The sequence below is a fragment of the Citromicrobium bathyomarinum genome, assembly GCA_001306305.2.
Lineage (GTDB): Bacteria > Pseudomonadota > Alphaproteobacteria > Sphingomonadales > Sphingomonadaceae > Alteriqipengyuania > Alteriqipengyuania bathyomarina.
This window is the reverse complement of sequence record CP155577.1, coordinates 2,749,042-2,770,060: the sequence shown is the minus strand read 5'-3', so window position 1 is coordinate 2,770,060 and position 21,019 is coordinate 2,749,042. Positions and strand designations below refer to the sequence as shown.

The 21,019-nt window shown below is 64.6% G+C and carries 24 protein-coding genes; 15 read left to right on the top strand and 9 right to left on the bottom strand.

Features of this window, described 5'->3' with window-relative positions; translation table 11 throughout:
* The first annotated feature begins 29 nt into the window (after window positions 1-29).
* From VO57_013750 to VO57_013735, 4 genes are all read left to right on the top strand, one after another.
* A complete protein-coding gene (locus VO57_013750; protein ID XBL69184.1) occupies window positions 30-1,055 on the top strand; it encodes an aspartate-semialdehyde dehydrogenase in 1,026 nt (341 codons plus the stop codon).
* Between the two features lie 3 nt (window positions 1,056-1,058).
* Entirely contained in the window at window positions 1,059-1,478 is a 420-nt protein-coding gene (locus VO57_013745; GenBank protein ID XBL69183.1) for a hypothetical protein, read from the top strand.
* A gap of 64 nt (window positions 1,479-1,542) precedes the next feature.
* The gene (locus VO57_013740; GenBank protein ID XBL69182.1) at window positions 1,543-2,142 is read left to right on the top strand and encodes a hypothetical protein; all 600 of its coding nucleotides are present in this window, start codon (window positions 1,543-1,545) and stop codon (window positions 2,140-2,142) included.
* A gap of 13 nt (window positions 2,143-2,155) precedes the next feature.
* Window positions 2,156-2,803: a 2-hydroxychromene-2-carboxylate isomerase gene (locus VO57_013735; GenBank protein XBL69181.1), complete on the top strand. Its 648-nt coding sequence runs from the start codon at window positions 2,156-2,158 to the stop codon at window positions 2,801-2,803.
* A 10-nt stretch (window positions 2,804-2,813) separates the two neighbouring features.
* Here VO57_013735 and VO57_013730 read toward each other — a convergent pair whose 3' ends face one another.
* From VO57_013730 to VO57_013720, 3 genes are read right to left on the bottom strand one after another with little or no spacing between them, the layout of a single operon-like run.
* Complete coding sequence (locus tag VO57_013730) at window positions 2,814-4,370, bottom strand: DHA2 family efflux MFS transporter permease subunit (GenBank protein XBL69180.1); 1,557 nt, start codon at window positions 4,368-4,370, stop codon at window positions 2,814-2,816.
* Between the two features lie 4 nt (window positions 4,371-4,374).
* Window positions 4,375-5,445 carry an HlyD family secretion protein gene (locus VO57_013725; protein ID XBL69179.1) on the bottom strand — a complete coding sequence of 357 codons (1,071 nt, stop codon included), beginning with the start codon at window positions 5,443-5,445 and terminating at the stop codon, window positions 4,375-4,377.
* Window positions 5,438-5,884, bottom strand: a complete 447-nt coding sequence (locus VO57_013720) for a MarR family transcriptional regulator (GenBank protein ID XBL69178.1) — start codon at window positions 5,882-5,884, stop codon at window positions 5,438-5,440. Before VO57_013720 ends, VO57_013725 begins: the two co-directional genes overlap by 8 nt.
* Before the next feature lie 98 nt (window positions 5,885-5,982).
* Here VO57_013720 and VO57_013715 point away from each other — a divergent pair, with 98 nt between their 5' ends.
* The 7 genes from VO57_013715 (at window position 5,983) to VO57_013685 (ending at window position 11,618) form a co-directional block, all read left to right on the top strand.
* The gene (locus tag VO57_013715; GenBank protein ID XBL69177.1) at window positions 5,983-6,432 is read left to right on the top strand and encodes a GFA family protein; all 450 of its coding nucleotides are present in this window, start codon (window positions 5,983-5,985) and stop codon (window positions 6,430-6,432) included.
* Complete coding sequence (locus tag VO57_013710) at window positions 6,429-7,187, top strand: alpha/beta fold hydrolase (GenBank protein XBL69176.1); 759 nt, start codon at window positions 6,429-6,431, stop codon at window positions 7,185-7,187. Before VO57_013715 ends, VO57_013710 begins: the two co-directional genes overlap by 4 nt.
* Before the next feature lie 74 nt (window positions 7,188-7,261).
* Window positions 7,262-9,112, top strand: a complete 1,851-nt coding sequence (locus tag VO57_013705) for a M2 family metallopeptidase (GenBank protein ID XBL69175.1) — start codon at window positions 7,262-7,264, stop codon at window positions 9,110-9,112.
* A gap of 37 nt (window positions 9,113-9,149) precedes the next feature.
* Window positions 9,150-9,593: a RimK/LysX family protein gene (locus VO57_013700; protein XBL69174.1), complete on the top strand. Its 444-nt coding sequence runs from the start codon at window positions 9,150-9,152 to the stop codon at window positions 9,591-9,593.
* Window positions 9,594-9,603: 10 nt separating this feature from the next.
* Entirely contained in the window at window positions 9,604-10,509 is a 906-nt protein-coding gene (rimK, locus tag VO57_013695; GenBank protein XBL69173.1) for a 30S ribosomal protein S6--L-glutamate ligase, read from the top strand.
* A 40-nt stretch (window positions 10,510-10,549) separates the two neighbouring features.
* Window positions 10,550-11,041, top strand: coding sequence for a YbjN domain-containing protein (locus VO57_013690; protein ID XBL69172.1), 492 nt, complete (start codon window positions 10,550-10,552; stop codon window positions 11,039-11,041).
* A 76-nt stretch (window positions 11,042-11,117) separates the two neighbouring features.
* Window positions 11,118-11,618: a YbjN domain-containing protein gene (locus VO57_013685; GenBank protein XBL69171.1), complete on the top strand. Its 501-nt coding sequence runs from the start codon at window positions 11,118-11,120 to the stop codon at window positions 11,616-11,618.
* Window positions 11,619-11,679: 61 nt separating this feature from the next.
* Here the strand turns inward: VO57_013685 and VO57_013680 are convergent, their stop codons facing one another.
* The 4 genes from VO57_013680 to rpsF form a co-directional block, all read right to left on the bottom strand.
* Window positions 11,680-13,116: an AMP nucleosidase gene (locus VO57_013680; protein ID XBL69170.1), complete on the bottom strand. Its 1,437-nt coding sequence runs from the start codon at window positions 13,114-13,116 to the stop codon at window positions 11,680-11,682.
* A gap of 177 nt (window positions 13,117-13,293) precedes the next feature.
* Complete coding sequence (gene rplI, locus VO57_013675; GenBank protein ID XBL69169.1) at window positions 13,294-13,983, bottom strand: 50S ribosomal protein L9; 690 nt, start codon at window positions 13,981-13,983, stop codon at window positions 13,294-13,296.
* 13 nt (window positions 13,984-13,996) lie between these two features.
* Complete coding sequence (rpsR, locus tag VO57_013670; GenBank protein XBL69168.1) at window positions 13,997-14,221, bottom strand: 30S ribosomal protein S18; 225 nt, start codon at window positions 14,219-14,221, stop codon at window positions 13,997-13,999.
* Window positions 14,221-14,592: a 30S ribosomal protein S6 gene (gene rpsF, locus VO57_013665; protein XBL69167.1), complete on the bottom strand. Its 372-nt coding sequence runs from the start codon at window positions 14,590-14,592 to the stop codon at window positions 14,221-14,223. Before rpsF ends, rpsR begins: the two co-directional genes overlap by 1 nt.
* 576 nt (window positions 14,593-15,168) lie before the next feature.
* On the opposite strand from rpsF, the gene VO57_013660 reads away from it, so the two are divergent.
* Window positions 15,169-16,137, top strand: a complete 969-nt coding sequence (locus tag VO57_013660; protein XBL69166.1) for a DUF808 domain-containing protein — start codon at window positions 15,169-15,171, stop codon at window positions 16,135-16,137.
* Here the strand turns inward: VO57_013660 and VO57_013655 are convergent.
* Together VO57_013655 and VO57_013650 are read right to left on the bottom strand one after the other, a co-directional pair.
* A complete protein-coding gene (locus VO57_013655; GenBank protein XBL69165.1) occupies window positions 16,134-16,421 on the bottom strand; it encodes a hypothetical protein in 288 nt (95 codons plus the stop codon). The genes VO57_013660 and VO57_013655 overlap by 4 nt on opposite strands.
* Before the next feature lie 322 nt (window positions 16,422-16,743).
* Window positions 16,744-18,174, bottom strand: coding sequence for a Mur ligase family protein (locus VO57_013650; GenBank protein XBL69164.1), 1,431 nt, complete (start codon window positions 18,172-18,174; stop codon window positions 16,744-16,746).
* 132 nt (window positions 18,175-18,306) lie between these two features.
* Between VO57_013650 and VO57_013645 the strand changes: the two genes are divergently transcribed.
* The 3 genes from VO57_013645 to fabG are packed head-to-tail and all read left to right on the top strand — an operon-like array spanning window position 18,307 to window position 20,860.
* A complete protein-coding gene (locus VO57_013645) occupies window positions 18,307-19,137 on the top strand; it encodes an LD-carboxypeptidase (protein ID XBL69163.1) in 831 nt (276 codons plus the stop codon).
* Window positions 19,138-19,160: 23 nt separating this feature from the next.
* Window positions 19,161-20,099 (top strand): ACP S-malonyltransferase, encoded by a 939-nt coding sequence (fabD, locus tag VO57_013640; protein XBL69162.1) that lies wholly within the window; start codon window positions 19,161-19,163, stop codon window positions 20,097-20,099.
* On the top strand, window positions 20,099-20,860 hold the full coding sequence (gene fabG / locus VO57_013635; GenBank protein XBL69161.1) for a 3-oxoacyl-[acyl-carrier-protein] reductase: 762 nt from the start codon (window positions 20,099-20,101) through the stop codon (window positions 20,858-20,860). The genes fabD and fabG overlap by 1 nt, the downstream gene beginning before the upstream one ends.
* The last annotated feature ends 159 nt before the right edge of the window (window positions 20,861-21,019 follow it).

The following is a 21,019-nucleotide window of genomic DNA, read 5'->3' as shown; positions in this document are numbered from 1 at the left end:
TGGCAGTGCAGCACGGACAGGAGTGATTGATGGGTTACAAGGTCGCCATCGTGGGCGCGACGGGGAATGTCGGGCGCGAAATGATGCAGGTTCTCGCCGAACGCGAGTTCCCGATCGACGAGGTGGTCGCGCTGGCCAGCTCGCGCAGCCAGGGCACCGAGATCGAATTCGGCGACACCGGCAAGATGCTCAAATGCAAGAATCTCGAGCATTTCGACTTCACCGGCTGGGACATTGCGCTGTTTTCGGCAGGCGGCTCCATTGCCAAGGAATATGCGCCCAAGGCGGCCGCAGCGGGCTGCGTGGTGATCGACAATTCCTCGCACTACCGGATGGACCCGGACGTGCCGCTGATCGTGCCCGAGGTGAACCCCGACGCGATCGACGGCTACACCGCGAAGAACATCATCGCGAACCCCAACTGCTCGACCGCGCAGCTGGTCGTCGCGCTCAAACCCCTGCACGATGCGGCGGGGATCAAGCGCGTGGTCGTCTCGACCTACCAGTCGGTTTCCGGCGCGGGCAAGGAAGGCATGGACGAGCTGTTCCAGCAGAGCCGCGCGATCTTCGTCGGCGATCCGGTCGAGCCGAGCAAGTTCACCAAGCAGATCGCGTTCAACGTGATCCCGCATATCGACGTCTTCCTCGACGATGGATCGACCAAGGAAGAATGGAAGATGGTGGTCGAGACCAAGAAGATCCTCGACCCCAAGATCAAGCTGACCGCCACCTGCGTGCGCGTACCGGTGTTCGTCGGCCACTCCGAGGCGGTGACGATCGAGTTCGAGCGCGAGATCACCGCCGAACAGGCGCAGGACATCCTGCGCGAGGCACCCGGCATCATGCTGGTCGATAAGCGCGAGGACGAAGGCTACATCACCCCGGTGGAAAGCGTGGGCGACGGCGCGACCTATATCAGCCGCGTGCGCGAGGACCCGACGGTGGAGAACGGCCTCAACCTGTGGTGCGTCTCCGACAACCTGCGCAAGGGTGCGGCGCTCAACGCGGTGCAGATCGCCGAACTGCTGGGTCGCCGTCACCTCAAGAAGGGCTAGGCTATGCTTGGCCCCGATCCGGACCAGCAGCGCCGCATGGCAGGCGAGATGGACCGCTCGATCGAGCAGATCGAACGGGAGACATCCGCTATCCTGAAGCGCCTGGTCGTGCGTTGGGGGATCCGCTGGGCCGTCGTTTTCGCCGTCATCTTCCTGCTCACGCAGAGCATCGACTGGCTCGACTGGCTGTGGTGGATCGCGGTGCCGATCGCGGTCGCCTCGCTGGCCGTGCCGCTGCTGTTCCGCCGCTTCCTGATCGGGCGGCTGGAGCGGGTTCGCGGCCAGTTCGGCATGTTCGGTGGGCAGGGCGAGACGATCGACGGATCATGGCACGATGCGGGGCCGGCAAGGCGTGACCCGCCGCGCGATGAACCCGCAGGAGTGATCATCGACCAGCGCCCGCGCGAGGATGGCGACGACTAGTGCTTGTGGCACGCGGGCGGCTCTGACACTCTCGCGCCGGAACAACCTCGCTTGGGAGCGTGACATGACACATCGGTTCGGATTGGCCTTGGCCGGGATGGCGGCGCTCTCGCTCGCGGCGTGCAATGATGGCGCGCAGGAGCCGCAGCCGAGCGAACCGGTGACGCAGGAACAGATCGATGCGCAGACGCCCAATGCGCCCAGCGAAAGGTCGATCGACCTGCTGCCAGACGGGCTGGTGATCGCTCCGCCGGAAGCCAGCGGCGATGGCGCGGTCCTCAACTTCGGCGAGGGTGAGGACGAGGTGGTCGAAGCGCTGACCGCAGTCTTCGGCGGCCCGCAATTCGGCAGCAACGAGGAATGCGGCGCAGGCCCCATGACCTTCGCGACCTTCGACCAGTTCGTCGCCAATTTTCAGGACGACCGCTTCGTTGGCTGGATGGTCAACGGGCCGAGCGAGCGCGCGAGCTTCACGGGGCCCGATGGCGTGGCGCTGGGCATGTCGGCGGCGGACCTGCGCAAGCTTTCGACCTATGCTGCGTTCGAAGACAGCACGCTGGGCGAGGAATTCACCGTCGGCGGCAACGAGATGCTTGTCTCCGGCCTGATCGAGGACAATCAGGTCGCGGTGCTGTGGGGCGGCGTCGCCTGCAATTTCCGCTGAGCGGGGCGGGGCCGTGCTGACCGCCGATCTCTATTTCAGCTTCCGCTCGCCCTACAGCTACCTCGCGATCGGCCGCTATCGCGCGCTGATGGAGAGCCACGCGGTGGAAATTGCGCTGCGGCCCGTCTGGCCGCTCGCGATCCGCGAACCCGATTTCTTCGAGCGCAATCATCCCAACTGGCTTGGCTACACGGTGCGCGACATGATGCGCGTGGCCCAGTTCCACGGCATTCCCTTCGGCCCGCCGCGGCCCGACCCGATCGTGCAGGATGTGGCGACGCGCCGGATTGCGCAGGACCAGCCTTTTATCCGCTCCGTCACCCGGATGGGGCAGGCGGCGGCACGGCGCGGGAAGGGCGTGGCGTTCGCGCATGAGGCTGCGCAGCTGATCTGGGGCGGGGCGGAAAACTGGCACGAGGGCGATCATCTCGTCAATGCGGCGCAGCGTGCCGGGCTCGATCCTGTGGCTCTCGATGCAGAAGTCGCGGCGCAGGCCGATACGCTCGACGCGGAGATCGCCGCCAACCAGCAGGCGCTGGAAGAGGCGGGCCATTGGGGCGTGCCGACGCTGGTGTTCGATGGCGAACCCTTCTTCGGGCAGGACCGGATCGAGATGGTCCGCTGGCGGATGGAGCAGAAAGGGCTGGCTCCGCGCGCCTAGCGAGGGCCCGCTAGGTGCGGCCCTTGCGCATCAGGAAGACCATCGGGATCGCGGCCAGCGCGAGCCACATCATCAGATAGAAGTCGTCGATATAGGCGATCATCGCGGCCTGCCGGTTGACCTCCAGATCGACCATCGAGAGCACCGTTTGCCCAAGCGACTGATAGCGGTCGACTGTCGAAATATCGATCGCATCGATCGTGGACGAGGTGACGTGGCTGCCAAGGTCGGTGTGCGCGGTCTGGATGTTCCTCGCGAGCAGGACGGTGGTGATCGAGATACCGACCGATGCGCCGATCGAGCGCAGCAGGTTGAGCAGGCTCGACCCGTCGGTGCGCAGGTGGCCCGGCAGGGTCGAGAACGCGGTCACGTTGAGCGGGATGAACACAAGCCCCAGGCCCAGCCCCTGGATCAGCCCGGTAACGATGAAATGCCACTCATCCGCCGCGAGCGACCAGCCCGCCATCATCCACTGCGAATAGGCCGCGATGGCAAAGCCCGTGGCGACCACGATCCGCGCGTCGAGCCCCCGCCGGATCAGCACGCCGGACAGCTGCATGCTCAGCATCACGCCGACCCCGCGCGGCATGAGCACCATGCCGGTGTCGATCACGCCATAACCGAACAGGCGCTGCAGCATCGGCGGCAACAGCGCCATGTTGGCGAACAGCACCATCCCGATCACCACCATGAACAGCAGTGCGATCACAAAGTTGCGGTCGGCGAAAATGGCCTTGTCGAACAGGGGTTCGCGCGCGGTCGTGAAATGGACGATCGCGATCCACGCCGCGCTGCCCATCAAGAAGGTGTAGAACCAGATCTCGTAAGACTGGAACCAGTCGAGCTGCGATCCTCGGTCGAGCAGCAATTGCAGCGAGGAGAGCGCGACCGCCAGCATCACGAACCCGAACAGGTCGAACTTCCGCCGCTTGCCCTCGCGGTGGGGCAGCTGGGTGATCAGCAGCGCCAGCGCGAGGATGCCGACGGGCAGGTTGACGTAGAACACCCAGCGCCAGTTGGCGCTCTCGGTCAGCCAGCCGCCCAGGATCGGCCCCAGGATCGGGCCGATCATGATCCCCAGACCCCAGATCGCCATCACCTGCGGATGGCGGCTGGGCCGCGAACTGTCGAGCATGAAGCTCTGGCTGAGTGGGGGGATGAACGCGCCCGTCACCCCCTGCATGGCGCGGAACAGCACCATTTCGCCAAGGTTCTGCGCCATTCCGCACATCATCGAGGCGATGATGAAGCCCGCGACCGAGAATATGAACAGCCGCCGCGCGCCGACCCGGTCGCCCAGCCAGCCGGTGGCCGGCATCGCGACCGCGCTGGCGATGATATAGCTGGTCAGTACCCAGGTGACGCTTTCCGCATTGGCGCCGAGCGCGCTTTGCATGTGCGGGATCGCGACGTTGGCGATCGTCGTGTCGAGCACCTGGATCAGCGATGCGGCCATGATCCCGACCATCAGCAGGGGCTGGTTGCGGACCTGCAGCAGAGGCTCGTCGGCGACCGGAGGCGCGGCGGCTCCGGCAGCGGGCGAGGCAGGACGGGCGGCGCTGGCCATTGCTTCAGCGGTCGTCGGTGAAGACGGTCACATCGGTAGAAAGCCCGGCGATCAGCCGTCGCGGGCTCTTGCTGGTAATGCGGATCTTGACCGGGACGCGCTGCGTCACCTTGACCCAGTTGCCGGTCGCGTTCTGCGCCGGGAGGACGGAGAATTCCGAACCCGTGCCCGCGCCGATCGTCTCGACCTCGCCCTTAAGGACCAGCCCGGGATAGGCATCCACACGGATTTCCGCGCGCTGGCCCACCCGCATGTCGTCGAGATCGGTTTCCTTGAAATTGGCCTCCACATAGGAACTGCCATCCTCGACCAGCGTGAGGACGGGCAGGCCCTGCACGATCTGCTGGCCGATCTGCAGCCGGTCGGCCTGCGTCACGGTGCCCGCCGTGGGCGCGCGCACTTCGGTGCGGCTAAGGTTGAGTTCGGCGCCGGCTTTCTGGGCCTCGCCCGCCGCGATGGCCGGGTTCTGCCCCGGGACGGCAGGGCCGTCCGCCAGCTTGGCCTGCGCCGAGGCCTTGCGAGCCTGCGCCAGACGCAGCTCTTCGCGCGCCTGATTGACCTGGTGCTGGGCCGCGTCGTGCTCGGTCTTGGTCAGGAAGCCCTGCTTGTACAGCGCATCCTTGCGCGCGAAATTGGCTTCGGCAAAGGCGATATCTTCGCGCGCGGCGGAGATCGACGCACCGGTGAGGTCGGGATCGCTGGTCAGCGCGGTACGGCTGGCCTGCGCCTGCGCGATGGCCGCATTGGCCTCGGCAATCTGCACTTTGTAGGGGCGCTGGTCGATCCGGAACAGCAGCTGGCCCGGCTTCACCCGATCCCCGTCGGCGACAAGCACTTCGACGATCTGCCCGCCGACCTCGGCCGAAATCGAGACCCGGTCCTGCTGGACGTAGGCATTGTCGGTCGCCACCTTGCCCTGCAGGCTGGACCAGTAGACGAACCCGCCGATCAGCAGCAGCAGGGGCACCACCGCCATCAGCGCGATGCGCCGCCAGCGGCGCTTCTTGGGCGCAGTTGCGGGCGCTTCCTCGGTTGCGGGAGTGTCGCTTGCGATGACGGGATCGGCTTCAGCCATGGGCGGGCTCTTGCATTTCGGGAGTGGTGGAGAGGTTAGCGGAAACCCGGTGAAGTATTCGTGAAAACGCCGCCTGCTCGCTCTCGTCGAGCCCGTCGACCATCTGGTCGAGCAGCCCGGAGAGTGCATCGCGAATGCGCGCAGCCTCGCCCGCGGCGCGCGGCGTGAGGAAGAGCAGTCTCGCACGGCGGTCGCGCGGGTCGTTGCGCCGTTCGACGAGGCCGGATTCCTCCATCCGGTCGACCATCCGGCACAAGGTGATCGGTTCGACCTCCAGCCGCTCGGCATGAAAGGCCTGGTTCTCGCCCGGCGACCTTTCGAGCGCGAGCAGCAGGCGCGCCTGCGGCCCGGTGATGCCGATGGCGCGCACGCGCTCGTCGAACGCGCGACGCAAAAGGCGCGCATTGTCGACCATCAGCCAGCCCAGGTTCTTGTCCATGCGCGCGCATATAATAAGCGTACTTATTACGTGCAACATCGTTGCCGGACGAGGTCGCCATTTGATAGGCGGCTAAGGAAGTTGGGGAGGACGGCCGGATGAGCGAGATCGAACAGGGTGGCTGCGCATGCGGCGCGGTGCGGTACACGCTCAAGCCCGGTTATCGATTGAGGCCCTATGCCTGCCATTGCAGCGACTGCCAGAAGCGCACTGGCAGCGCGTTCAGCCATCATATGCTGGTCATGCGTGCGGATCTCGAACTGACCGGGGAGCTCGACGAGGGCCGGATGATGCAACCGAGCGGCGCGGTGAGCACGATTTCCGGATGCCCGCAGTGCAAATCGCGCATTATAGCGGAAAACAGCACCCGGCCGGGCACTGCGGCCTTGCGGGTGGGCACGCTCGACCGGGCTGGACGCTTCCCCCCTGCGGCGCACATATGGGTCAGCAGCAAGCACCAATGGCTGATGCTGCCCGACGACGTGCCGCAGCTCGACGAGCAGCCGCAGACGAACGAGGGCTGGATGGAGTTGTTGGGACCGAAATGAACACAGAAAATTTCCAATCCTTCGATGGAACAAAGCTTGCGCTCCACCGGATGGGCGAGGGCAGGCCGGTCGTGCTGTTGCATGGCCTGTTCTCCAATGCGGACATGAACTGGATCCGCTTCGGCCATGCGCAGAGGATTGCCGAGCAGGGTTATGAAGTCCTGATGCTCGATTTCCGGGTGCACGGGCAGAGCGACGCACCGCATGGGGCGGAGAATTATCCGGCGGGCGTGCTGGTCAGAGACGTCGCCGCGCTGGTCGAGCATCTCGGGCTGACCGACTATGATCTGGCCGGCTTCTCGCTTGGCGCGCGGACCGCGATCCACGGCGTTGCCACTGGCAAGCTCGCTCCGCAGCGGCTTATTCTGGGGGGGATGGGCGTCGACGGCCTGCGCGAATGGGATAAGCGCGCAGCGTTCTTCATCCGTGTGATCGACGAATTCGATGCGATTCCGAAGGGCGATCCGGCCTATTTTTCGATGCAGTTCCTCAAGTCGCAAAAGGTCGATCGGACCGCCGCGAGGCTGCTGCTCGGGAGCATGGAAAACCTCGATCTGGGGGAGCTGGCCAATATCGCCTGCCCCACGCTGGTGGTCTGCGGCGACGAGGACAGCGACAACGGTTCTGCTCAAGAGCTGGCCGGGATGCTGCCGAACGCGACCTACGCCGAGGTGCCGGGTACCCACATGAGCAGCGTCACCAAGCCCGATCTGGGGCGCGCGATGGCCCAGTGGCTGGGCCCGGCAAAACGCTGACTGCCCCGCTTGCTATTACCCCGCGTGACGGTAGTTTCGCGGCCAATCTCAAACGCTACGACAGGATGCCGCCCATGAAATTGCTTCCCGTTTCGCTCGCCGCGCTCGCCGCCGCGTCTCTCGCCACGCCCGCGCTGGCCGACGATCATGGCGCGCAGACAGAGCAGGCGGCCGAGCAGTATCCGATGACGCCCGAAGGGGCCGCCAGCTGGGTCGCGATGGTTGAGAAGGACCTGTTCGACTATTCGGTGCACGCCAGCCAGATCTATTGGGTCAACGCGACCTACATCACGCATGATACCGATGCGCTGGCCGCCAAGGTCGGGGCCGAGGGGACCGAGAAGTCGGTCAACTACGCGCTCGAGGCGGCAAAATACGCCGAGATCGACGGACTCGATCCCGAAGTCGCCCGCAAGCTCGACATCCTGCGCAACGGCATCGTCCTGCCCGCGCCGACCGCCGATGGCGCGGCGACCGAGCTGAACCAGATCGCGACCAGCCTCAACAGCCAGTACGGCAAGGGCAAGGGCACGCTGAACGGCGAAGAGATCAGCGGCTCCGACATCGAAGCCGAGATGGGCAATCTCGAGCGCACGCCTGCCGAACTCGCGGAGATGTGGGCTAGCTGGCACACCAATGTCGGCGCGCCGATGAAGGACGACTATGCCCGCATGGTCGAGATTGCCAATGAAGGCGCGAAGGAGCTGGGCTTCGACAATGTCGGCACGATGTGGCGTTCGGGCTACGACATGCCGCCGGAGGAGTTTTCCGACGAGCTGGAGCGGATGTGGCAGGAGGTCGCCCCGCTCTACCAGTCGCTGCACACCTATGTGCGGACCAAGCTGAACGAGAAATACGGCGACGATATCCAGCCCGCGACCGGCCCGATCCGCGCCGATCTGCTGGGCAATATGTGGGCCCAGGAATGGGGCAATATCTACCCGCTGGTCGCGCCCGCAGGCTCGGGCGATCTGGGCTACGACATCGGCGACCTGCTGACGGCGCAGGGCAAGGACCCGATGGACATGGTGAAGATCGGGGAGGGGTTCTACTCCTCGCTCGGCTTCAAGCCGCTGCCCGAGACCTTCTGGGAACGCAGCATGTTCACCAAGCCGGAAGATCGCGAAGTCGTGTGTCATGCCTCCGCGTGGGATGTGGACAACAAGGACGACATCCGCATCAAGATGTGCATCAAGGTGAATGCGGACGACTTCGTCACCATCCATCACGAGCTTGGCCACAACTACTACCAGCGCGCATATAACGACCAGCCCTACCTCTACCTCAACGGTGCGAACGATGGCTTCCACGAGGCGATCGGCGATTTCATCGCGCTGTCGATCACGCCGGAATATCTGGTCCAGATCGGCCTGCTCGACCGCGCCGATGTGCCCAGTGCGGACAAGGATATCGGCCTGCTGCTGCGTCAGGCGATGGACAAGGTCGCGTTCCTGCCCTTCGGCCTGCTGGTCGACAAGTGGCGCTGGGGCGTGTTTGACGGATCGATCACCCCGGCCACCTACAACTCCGCGTGGCACGATCTGAAGCGCGAATATCAGGGCATCACCCCGCCGGTCGAGCGGCCCGACGACGCCTTCGATCCGGGCGCGAAATATCACATCCCCGGCAACACGCCCTATACCCGCTACTTCCTCGCACGCATCCTGCAGTTCCAGTTCTACAAGGCGGCGTGCGATCAGGCGGGATGGAAGGGCCCGCTGCATCGCTGTTCCTTCTACGGCAACAAGGAAGTGGGCGAAAAGCTGAACGCCATGCTCGAAATGGGTGCCAGCAAGCCGTGGCCCGACGCGCTGGAAGCGTTTACCGGCAGCCGCGAGATGAGCGGCAAGGCGATGATGGAATATTTCGCCCCGCTCAAGGAATGGCTCGACAAGCAGAACGCGGGCAAGCCCAGCGGATGGTGATCGCACCGGCGGCAGGCGCGTGGCTGGCGGTGATCGCATGATCACCGTCGGCTGGCGCGAACTGGTCGGGCTGCCCGAACTCGGCCTCAAGCGCGTGCCCGCCAAGATCGACAGCGGCGCACGCACCTCCTCGCTCCACGGCAGCGTGCTCGAGGAGTTTCGGCGCGATGGCGAGAAATTCGTCCGCTTCGAGGTGCTCTTCCCCGGCACCAAGGTGCAGCAGGTGTGCGAGGCGGTGCACGTCGATGTGCGCGGGATCACCAGCTCCAACGGCGAGACCCAGCTGCGCTATGTGATCAAGACCCCGCTCACGATTGGTGATATCACCTTCCGTGCGGAGATCAGCCTCGCGGATCGTAGCGACATGAAGTTCCCTATGCTGATAGGGAGGAGCGCACTGCGTCGACGCTTTCTCGTCGATTCGGGCAATTCCTGGCTCCAGACCCCCGGACGGGAGCCAGTGAAAGGTCACAAACCCTGAGGATCAGGCCATGAAAATCGCGCTGCTCGCCCGAAATCCAAATCTCTATTCGCACAAGCGCCTCATCGAAGCGGCGGAGGCACGTGGCCACCAGATCGACTGGCTCAACACGCTGCGCTGCACGGTCCACATCGCCAGCCACAAGCCCGAAGTCTATTATGATGGGGAGCCGTGCATCGGGTACGACGCGGTCATTCCGCGTATCGGGGCCTCGATCACCAATTATGGCCTCGCGATTTTGCGCCAGTTCGAAATGCGCGGCTGCTGGCCGCTGAACGAAAGCGTCGCCATCGGGCGCAGCCGTGACAAGCTGCGCAGCTTGCAGATCCTCGCCAAGCACGGCCTCGGCCTGCCGCTGACAGCCTATGCCAATGATCCCAAGAAGGCAGAGGAGATCATTCGCGCGGTCAAGGGCCCGCCGGTGGTGATCAAGCTGCTGGAGGGCACGCAGGGCATCGGCGTCGTGCTGGCGGATTCGATGTCGTCGGCGAAGTCGGTGATCGAGGCGTTCCGGGGGGCGAACGTCAACATCCTGGTGCAGGAATTCATCAAGGAAGCGGGCGGCACCGATATCCGCGCGCTGGTGATCGGCGGCAAGGTGGTCGCCGCGATGAAGCGCACCGGCGCGCCCGACGATTTCCGTTCCAACCTGCATCGTGGCGGCAGCGCGCAGCTGATCAAGATCACGCCCGAGGAGCGCAGCACGGCTGTGCGCGCGGCCAAGCGCATGGGGCTGAACGTGTGCGGTGTCGACATGCTGCGGTCCAACCACGGGCCGGTGATCATGGAGGTCAATTCCTCGCCCGGGCTCGAAGGGATCGAGGCGGCGTCGGGCAAGGACATTGCCGGGCAGATCATCGAATTCATCGAAAAGAGCGCCAAGATCGGCGCAACCAAGACCAAGGGCGCGGGCTAAGCCGACACGGTTCGGGATCGTCAACAGAAAGGGGCAAGTAATGCGGAAACTGGCAACGGCGATGGTGCTGGCGGCGGGCCTGGCTGGCCAGGCATCGGCGCAGTCGAGCGCACCGATGGTGGGCGCGCATGCGCCTGAAAGCGTCGTCAGCGCGCTCAGAAATGCGGGCTACCGGGCGGAGCTCGACACCGATGGCAATGGCGATCCCATGATCACCAGCACCTTCGCCTCGATGGTGTCCTTCATCTACTTCTACGGCTGCAACGAGGGCAAGGACTGCACCTCGCTGATGTTCACCACCGGCTTCGACAGCGAAAAACCGTGGAAGCCGGAGGACGCGCTGGCGATCAACCGGCACGTCCGCTTCGCCTCCACCTGGCTCGACGACGAGGGGGATCCGTGGATCTCGTGGGATGTCGCGACCGGGCTCGAGGGCATCCCTACTGGGTCATTTATCTACGGCCTGCGCAAGTACGAGACCACGGTCGATCAGGTGGCCGATCAGGTGTTCGGTGAAGAGGCCACGGAATAGGCTTCCTGCAAATCGTGCGGCTTTGCATCCGGCACGAAATTGCTATTCTGCACCTTCGGGAAAAGAGGGGGAAATCTTGAAAACACTGTTTCTTGCCATCGCCGCAGGGAGCCTCGCCCTGTCTCCGGTCGCCGCCAGCGCGCAGACCTATCAGCAAACGCGCCTGCTCAAGACCATGGACGATGCCGACCTGGAAGCGGTCCTCGATGCGATGGACGCGGCCTGGAAAAGCTCGCCGCGCGAGGATGATACCGACCTGTATCAGGTCACCTTCGCCAATGGTCTGAAGGCCTATGCCTGGTATCGCGTGTGCGAGGATGGCCAGTGCCGCGGGCTGGTGCTGGTGGCCCAGTTCTCCCGTCCGTCCGGCTACGACAGCGATGCCGCGCTGGACGACAAGCTGCGCGGCTTCAACGACACCGCGCCGGCGGCGAAGGCCTATCGCGGGACCGACGGAAACGTGGTCCTGCAATCCTACATCATCTCGGACGGTGGGATCATGATGGGCAACATGAAAGCCCAGATCGAGGTCTTCAGGGACTCCGGAGGCAGTTACCAGAACTACATCAGCCAGTAGGCCGCGCTCCGCACCCGTCGAGCAATCTTGAGGCGCCCCCGGTTCGTCCGCGGGGCGCCTTTTATCTGAACGGCGGTTCGTTGAACGCCCGCAGCTTGCGGCTGTGCAGGCGCGGGCCTTCCTCGCGCAGGTGGCGCACGGCGGCGATGCCGATCTGCAGGTGCGCGGCGATCGCTTCCTCGTAGAAGGTGTTAGCCTGCTTGGGCAGCTTGATCTCGCCGTGCAGCGGCTTGTCACTGACGCAGAGCAGCGTGCCGTAGGGCACCCGGAAGCGGAAGCCCTGCGCGGCGATGGTCGCGCTTTCCATGTCGATCGCAACCGCACGGCTGAGCGAGAAGCGCCGCGCCGACATGGCGTAGCGCAGTTCCCAGTTGCGGTCGTCGGTGGTGACCACGGTGCCTGTGCGCAGGCGCTGCTTGAGATCGCTGCCCTGCTGGCCGGAGACCTCTTCCGCCGCCGCTGCCAGCGCCTGCTGCACTTCCGCGATCGCAGGCAGCGGAATTTCCGGCGGCAGCACGGGGTCGAGCACGTGATCGTCGCGCAGGTATGCATGGGCGAGCACATAGTCGCCGATCTTCTGGCTGGAGCGCAGCCCGCCGCAATGGCCGATCATTAGCCACGCCTCTGGTCGCAGCACCGCCAGATGGTCGCAGATGGTCTTCGCATTGCTCGGGCCGACGCCGATATTGACCAGCGTGATCCCGTCGCCATCCTCGCCGATCAGGTGATAGGCGGGCATCTGGTGACGCCGCCATGCCGCGTCGGACAGCTGGTCCTTCGCGTTCTCGGTCGGTTCTGTCAGGTAGAGTCCGCCGGGGCCGGCCAGCGCGCCGCATCCGTCCTCGCCCAGCCGTGCACCCGCCCAGTCGACGAATTCGTCGACATAGCGGTGGTAGTTGGTGAACAGCACGAAGCGCTGGAAATGCTCCGGATCGGTGCCGGTATAATGCGCCAGACGCGCGAGGCTGAAATCGGTCCGCAACCCGTCGAACAGCGACAGCGGTATCTGCTGGTCGGGCTCGTCCAGCTCGATCCCGTCGGCCAGCTCGTCGCCGATATCGGCGAGGTCGGTGTGCGGGAAGTGGCGCGCGATATCCTGCGGGCTGATCCCCTGAAGCCGCGCGGTCGCTTCGCCGTCGAGCACGTAGGGGAAGGGGATCTCCTGGTCGGAAGGCTGCACATCGAGCTGGATCGTGTAGTCGCTCTCGATCAGTTCCAGCTGCGCGCGCAGATAGGCGCGGAACAGCTGCGGGCGCGTGACCGTGGTGGAATAGGTGCCCTCGGTCCCCAACCGGCCGAACGCCCGGCTCTGCGAATCCTTGGGTTCGCTTCCGTCGTAATGGAGCAGTAAGCGTGGGTAGGTGTAGCGGTCCTTGCGCGCGCTTTCGGCGGGCAGCGTGCCGTTTTCTGCAAAGGCGATGATGTCGGCGCGCAGCGCGGCGATGCTTGCGTCGTAATGCGCCTGAAGCGCGTCGAGGGCCTGTTCGATGGATAGCATGGCGCGGCGTCTAACCTTCCCGGGATAAGGGTCAAGCGGCGACGCGCGAGATCGCGCTCGGGCCGGCACGATCGCAGGCGGGCCGGGCGAGGGGCGCCCAGCACCGATCCCCAAGAAAAAGGCCGCTGCGCACCGGGGTGCGAGCGGCCCTTTTACTAGCTGCGCGATGCGCGAGGCTTATTCGCCCTTGGGCGCAACCTCGTCCGAGCTCGTTTCCGGCTCGGTCGCTTCGATCAGCGATTCGGTGGTCGACTGGCCTTCGGGCGTGCTCACGCCGTCTTCCATCAGCTCGGCAGGGATTTCGCCCGGCTCGAGATTCGGGTCGATCTTGTTCTCGGAAGCCGCTTCCTCGATTTCCCGCTGTTCGTCTTCGAACATCTGGGCGAGGACGTCGACGCCCTGGCTCTGCAGTTCGGCTTCGTCGTCCGAACGGGCGACGTTGGCCTTCACGATCACGTGCACCTCGGGGTGCAGCGCAACGGTGACGTCGTGCATGCCGATGGTCTTGATCGGGCTGCCCATCACGACCTGACGCTTGTCGACTTCGTGGCCCTGGGCTTCGAGGCCCGCCACGATGTCGCGCACGTTGACCGAACCATACAGCTGGCCGGCGTTCGACGACGCACGGATCAGGACGATTTCGGCACCGGCGATCTTCTCGCCAGCCTTTTCGGCTTCGCCGCGACGTTCCGCGTTTTCCTTTTCCAGGCGTTCGCGGTTCGCTTCGAAGACCTTCTTGTTGGCGGCGTTGGCGCGCAGCGCCTTCTTCTGCGGCAGCAGGAAGTTGCGTGCGTAGCCGTCCTTGACGGTCACGACGTCGCCGATGCTGCCCAGATTGCCGATACGTTCGAGGAGGATGATATCCATGTCTCTGCTCCTCTTACTTCACGACGTAGGGAAGAAGGCCGATGTGGCGCGCGCGCTTGATCGCCTTGGCGAGTTCACGCTGCTTCTTCGCGCTGACGGCGGTGATGCGGCTGGGCACGATCTTGCCACGCTCGGACATGAAGCCCTGCAGCAGACGCACGTCCTTGTAGTCGATGACCGGAGCATTCTTGCCCGAGAACGGGCAGGTCTTGCGGCGGCGGAAAAACGGGCGGGCCATTAGTCGTCTCCCCGATCGGAGCGCTCGCGGCGCTTCTTGGAATCACGTTCGTTCTTGCGCATCATCGCCGAGGGGCCTTCCTCGTGTTCGTCCACGCGGATGGTCATGTAGCGGATGACGTCTTCGTTGATGCGGGTCTGCCGCTCGAGTTCGGCGACCATCGCACCGGGGCCTTCGATGTTCAGCAGAACGAAGTGGGCCTTGCGGTTGCGGTCGATCTTGTAGGCGAGGTTCTTCAGACCCCAGGTCTCCGTCTTGGTGACCTTGCCTTCGTTCGACTCGATAATCTCGGTGGCTTGCGCGGCCAGAGCGTCGACTTGCGACTGGCTCAAATCCTGGCGCGCAAGGAATACATGCTCGTACAGAGCCATGCCTTTTCCTTTCACATTGCTGCCGATCGCTGGCTAATCCCGCGCGGATCGCGGGGCCCCTCCGGCTTTCTTGGTTTCCCCACTGCGGGCCGTCACCCACAGCAGGGAAGCGGGGCACATAGCTGGATCGTGGGATAATGCAAGGCTTGTGGGATGGTGTCGCGGCGGGCAGTCACTGTGTCGGTCGCAAGCTCAGGGGATGTCTATGTCTAAACTTCCGACACTTGCAGCCACGATTCTCGCTGCATGTCAGCTCGTTGCTTGCGGGGCTCCCTCTCGAACCTCTTCCAGTGCGGTATTCCTTGCCGAGGCAACCGATCTGCCAACTGTCCAGTCATGTCGTGACTCCCACCTTTCTGAGGGTTTCCTGACCTTCGGTAGAGTCGGCAATGCGATGGTCTCGGCCGATCGCGCCCTCGAGGTATTCTGCACATTCGATGAGGCCGACAACCTTATTGCCGTGTTCAGGCAGACGCGACGTGCTGACGCAACGCACGTTTTTCAAAGCACGGTCGGAACGGACGCTCGAGGCCGCCGTCATACGCTTGAGATTATAGACTGAACTAGGAGAATAGCGTGCCCGGTGGCTTGGCAGCATTGCTTGACGACGTATCGATAATCGCACGCGCGGCGGCGGCCTCGGTCGACGATGTCGCGGCGGCGGCTGGGCGGGCGGGCACCAAGACTGCGGGCGTGGTGATTGACGATGCGGCGGTGACGCCCAGCTACGTCACCGGCTTTTCGCCCGCGCGTGAACTGCCGATTATCGGCAAGATCGCGCTGGGCAGTATCAAGAACAAGCTTCTGATCCTGTTGCCCGGTGCCTTGCTGCTGAGCGAGTTTCTGCCGCAGGCGATTGTCTTCATCCTGATGCTGGGCGGTTGCTACCTCTCGTACGAAGGGGCGGAGAAGATCGTCGAGAAGCTGACAGGCGACAAGCATGGCAAGACCGTGGATGAGCCCATCAAGGACGAGAAGGCGTTCGAGAAGAAACGCGTCGACGGCGCGATCCGCACCGACCTGATCCTGTCGGCGGAGATCATGGCGATCGCGCTGAACGAGGTGGCGGCGGAAACCTTCGTGACGCGTGCGGTGGTACTGGCACTGGTCGGGCTGGCAGTGACCGTGGGCATTTACGGCGCGGTCGCGCTGATCGTGAAGCTGGACGATATCGGCCTGCACCTGATGAAGAAGCCCGGCGATTTCGCGAAGAAGGTGGGCAAGGTGATGCTCAACGCGATGCCGCATATCCTCACGATCCTGTCGGTTGTGGGAACGGCGGCGATGCTGTGGGTCGGAGGGGGGATCATCCTGCACGGCACGCACGAACTGGGCTTCCAGCCGCTCTACGGCGCGGCGCACGGGCTGGAGCATGCGGTGGAGAGTACCACCGGCGCGCTGGGCGGCGTGCTCGGCTGGGTGGCCTATGCGACCTCGTCCGCGCTACTCGGGCTGGTATTGGGTACGGTGATCTTTTTCGTGCTGCACAAGGTGTTCGGCGTGGGGCACGAGGATGGCGAGGAAAGCGGCGAGGGCGCGCACTAGGCGCCGCGCCAGGGCTCCTTCGCAAGGTCCGTGCCGCAGCGGCTGCAGGTCTTGTTCGGCCACGGCAGCATCAGCGGGCCGCGAAAGAACAGGTTCTTGCGGCAGTTCGGGCAGTTGAAGCCGAGGATGCCGATATTGGCCATAAAAAGGCCGAAGATCACGATCGCGAAGGCGACGCTCGAATGGCCGATCCACGCATCGACCGCGATGATGAACACCACGCCGATCGCCACGCCGAGCAGCATTTTGAGCGCATGGCGGCGGGCGCGCTGGTAGATGGTCATTGCGAGGCTCGATGATGGGAAAAGATGGCGTGACCCTAAGAATGTAAGTCTTCGTCACAGAACTCACACCTTCGGCGAGGAGGAATTGCGCTAAGACCCAGATGACTGATCCCGCCTGGTTGTCCGAATGCGGGCTCCCCGCAATGGGGACACGGCGAAGCATACCGAACGAGTAACGGTATACCGAGAAACAGAGCGAAGATTCCTCCACCGATATAGGGCTTATCGAAAAGCAGCTCCGGGGCAAAAATCAGTAAGCTGGCCAATACAAGCCAAGACGACAACCAAATTGAATAGGCAATCCAGCTGCGGAGATAAATCGTCACCCCAAGCGCTCCAGCACATCCTTCGCAAACACACTCAGCGTGTCATCGCGCGCGCCCATGATCGCGATGCGGTCGCCGGGCCGGGCGTTCGCCACCAGCCAGTCGCCGCAGCCTTCGCGCGTGTTGATGTGAATCGCCTTTCCGCCGTGTTTCGCGATCAGGTCGACGATCCGCTCGCTGCCCTCGGAGCGGTCTACCGTGCCGCCGAAATAGACCGGGTCGCACAGCAGGCTGATATCTTCGGGGCCGAGTTCGCGGGCGAAGGTCTCGGCCAGTTCGCCGCCCATCTGTTTGAGCGGCCCGTAGCCATGCGGCTGGAAGAAGGCGAGCACGCGCCCTTCGTGTGCTTTCAGCGTGCGCAGGGTTGCCGCGGCTTTCTCCGGGTTGTGACCGAAGTCGTCGATCACGGTCACGCCTGAGGAGGACGTACCGACGATATCGAACCGCCTTGCCAGCCCCTTGAACTCGGCCAGCGCCGCGACCGCATCGGCCACCGAAACGCCCGCCGCATTCGCCCCGGCGATGGCCGCCAGCGCGTTCGACAGGTTGTGCCGTCCCGGCAGGTTCAGCGTCAGCGCGTGCTGGCTGTCGTCGCGCTTGTCGTGGACCATCGCAGCCTGCCGCGTCGGCCCCTCTGCAATGCTGCCCTCGACGATGCCGAGTGCCGCGCAGCCATTGGTCACGCCGAAGGTCAGCGGGGCATTGGCGTGGGCGACGAGGCGGAAGGCTTCCTCGTCGTCGGCATTGACCACGCTGCGGTCCGACGCCTCGAGGAAATCTCCGAAAAGCTGGCGCAACTCGTCCATGCTCTTGTGGTCGAGCGACACGTTCAACAGGATGCCCACGGCAGGCTTGTATTGCGCGATCGAGCCGTCGCTTTCGTCGACCTCCGACACATAGAGATCCGCATCGCCGACCACCGCGCTGGCGAAGGGGCGGTCGTCGCTGACGAAGTTCTTCATCACCGCGCCGTTCATGATCGTGGGGTTTTTGCCCGCATGGTGCAGGATCCAGCCGAGCATACCGGTGACGGTCGACTTGCCGCTGGTGCCCGCGACCGCGACGCCGGTTTCTGCCGCGTTGAACAGCGCTGCGTTGAGGTCGGCGCGGGTCAGGCGCGGTAGGCCGAGCTCCTTTGCGCGGACGACTTCGGGCACGGTGTCTTCCACCGCTGCGCTCGCCACCAGCACCTGCTCGGGCCGCGTGATCCCGCTGCCGTTCTGCGGGAATAGCTGGAAGCCTTGGCGCTCCAGCGCGGCGAATTTCTCTGGCGTGCGGCCCTGGTCGAAGCTGCGGTCCGATCCCGCGACCTCCGCCCCGCGCCCTTTCAGGATCGCGGCGAGCGGCTGCATGCCCGATCCGCCGATCCCGCAGAAGAACCAGGGGCGGGCGGTCAGGTCGGCGGTGGGGTCGGGCAGGTCGGTCATGAGGTCAGCACTATTGTCATTAGACCAACTCGTCACCCCCGCGCAGGCGGGGGTGACGCTTTTGGTCGCAGGAAGCGGGATCCCCGCCTGCGCGGGGATGACGGGGGTGGGTTTGGCGGGTACAGCGAAAACATGACCCGCATCGCCATCTGCGCGCCCGCCACCGCCATCACGCCCGACCATGCCGCCGCGATCGAGCAGCTGGTCGCGGATGAGTTTCCCGAACACAGCGTCTACGTGCACCCGCAATGCTTCGAAAGCTGGGGGCACTTCGCCGGGACCGATCTGCAACGGCTGACCGCGCTGCTCGACTGCGCGAACGATCCGCAGTTTGACGCGGTGTGGTTCGCCAAGGGCGGCTACGGATCGAACCGGATCGCACAGGCGGCGGTGGCGCAGATGAACGATGCCGCGCGGCAGAAGACCTATGTCGGCTTTTCGGACATGGGCTACATGCTCGCCGCGCTCTACCGCGCAGGGATCGGCCAGCCGGTCCACGGCTCGATGCCGGTCAGCGCACGCAGCGAGCATGGGCGCGAGGCGGTGCGCCGCGTGCTGCGCTGGTTTTCGGGCGATGGCAGCGGGCTGGAGCCGAGCCTTGACGGCAAGACGCCCACGGTGGCCTTCAACCTCATTACGCTGGCGATGATGGTCGATACACCGATGCTGCCCGATCTTTCGGGCCATGTGGTGATGGTCGAGGAGGTGAGCGAGCATCTCTACGCGGTCGACCGGCTGTTCTTCAGCCTGTCCAACACCCTGCCACGGGTCGCGGGGTTGAGGCTGGGCGCAGTCAGCAACGTGCCGGAGAACGACCGGGAATTCGGCATGAGCGCAGAGGAAATCGCACAGTTCTGGTGCGCGCGGGCGGGTATCCCATACCTCGGCCGGGCCGAAATCGGCCATACCGCCGCCAATCGGATCGTCCCCTTCGGCCTTGCCAGCCCCGCTCGCGGTTCCTAGGCCGCAGGCAACAAGGAGATATTATGCGAGCTTTCATCTTCCCCGGGCAGGGGAGCCAAAAGGTCGGCATGGGTGCCGACCTCGCCGAAGCCAGCGCCGCCGCGCGCGAGACCTTTCAGGAAGTCGACGACGCGCTGAACCAGAAGCTGTTCACGCTGATGCGCGAAGGGCCTGATGCCGAACTCACGCTGACCTCCAATGCTCAGCCCGCGATCATGGCCAATGCCATCGCCGCGCTGCGCGTGCTGGAGAAGGACTTCGGTATGAAGCTGAAGGATGCGGGCGATTGCGTCGCCGGGCATTCGCTGGGCGAATATACCGCGCTGTGTGCGGTCAACGCCTTCTCGCTGACCGAAACCGCCAAGCTGCTGCGCCTGCGCGGCATCGCGATGCAGGATGCCGTGCCGATCGGCGTCGGCTCCATGGCCGCGCTGCTGGGCTCCGATATCGAAACCGCGCAAAAGCTGGCCGAAGCCGCTGCCGAAGGTCAGGTTTGCGAGATCGCCAACGACAACGACCCCTCGCAGGTCGTGCTGTCGGGCCACGCGCAGGCGATCGACCGGGTGCTCGACATGGCGAAGGAATACGGGGCCAAGCGTGCGATCAAGATCGCGGTCTCTGCACCGTTCCACTGCTCGCTGATGAAGCCCGCCGCGCAGCGGATGAAGCTGGCGCTGGAAAACACGCCGCCTTCGGCGATGGACCTGCCGCTCTACGCCAATGTGACCGCCGCGAAAGTGGCCGACTCGGACGAGGAAAAGGCCCTGCTGGTCGATCAGATCACCGGCCGCGTGCGCTGGCGCGAAAGCGTGCTGGCGATGCGCGCGGACGGGGTGGAGCAGTTCGTGGAGCTGGGCGGCAAGGTGCTCGGCCCCATGGTCGGCCGCACCGACAAGGACGCGAAGGTGACCAGTGCGATCACCATGGAAGACCTCGAAGCGCTGGCGAAGGAACTGGCCTGATGTTCTCACTTGAAGGAAAGACCGCGCTGGTCACCGGCGCAAGCGGCGGGATCGGTTCGGCGATCGCCCGTGCCCTCGCATCGCAGGGCGCGCGCCTTGCGCTGTCGGGCTCCAACGGCGACAAGCTGCGCGCGTTTCGCGACCAGCTCAACGACGAATACGCGCATGATAGCGGCGCGCATGTCGAGATCACCTGCGACCTGTCCAATTCGACCAGTGTCGAGGAACTGATCCCCGCGACGATCGACACGCTCGGCAAGGTCGACATCCTGGTAAACAATGCCGGGATCACGCGAGACAATCTCGCCATGCGGATGAAGGATGACGAGTGGGATCAGGTGATCCGGATCAATCTGGAAGCCGCCTTCCGCCTGATGCGCGCCGCCGCGCGCCCGATGATGAAGGCGCGTCATGGCCGGATCATCTCGATCACCAGCGTCGTGGGCGCGACGGGCAATCCCGGGCAGATGAACTACTCGGCGGCCAAGGCCGGCCTGACGGGCATGTCGAAAAGCCTTGCGCAGGAACTCGCCACCCGGGGAATCACCGTCAACTGCGTTGCCCCCGGATTCATCCGCACCGCGATGACCGATGCGCTGGACGACAAGCAGAAGGCGGCCATCGAAGCGCGCATTCCGGCGGGCCGCATGGGCGAAGGCGACGAAATCGGCGCTGCCGTGGCCTACCTTGCCAGCGACGAAGCAGCCTACGTCACCGGGCAGACGCTGCACGTCAATGGCGGGATGGCGATGCTCGGCTAGGTGTTGCGGGGCGGGACTGGCGCGCATCGACAACACCAACGGCTAGCCTAACCGCCCTCAACCCCTTATCCCCAGCAATCCGGGTGGACTCGCGCTTGCAGCTTGCCCCTAAGTGCAGGCGCGATAAGGAAACCGGATAAGATTTCTCGCGCCAAGGCA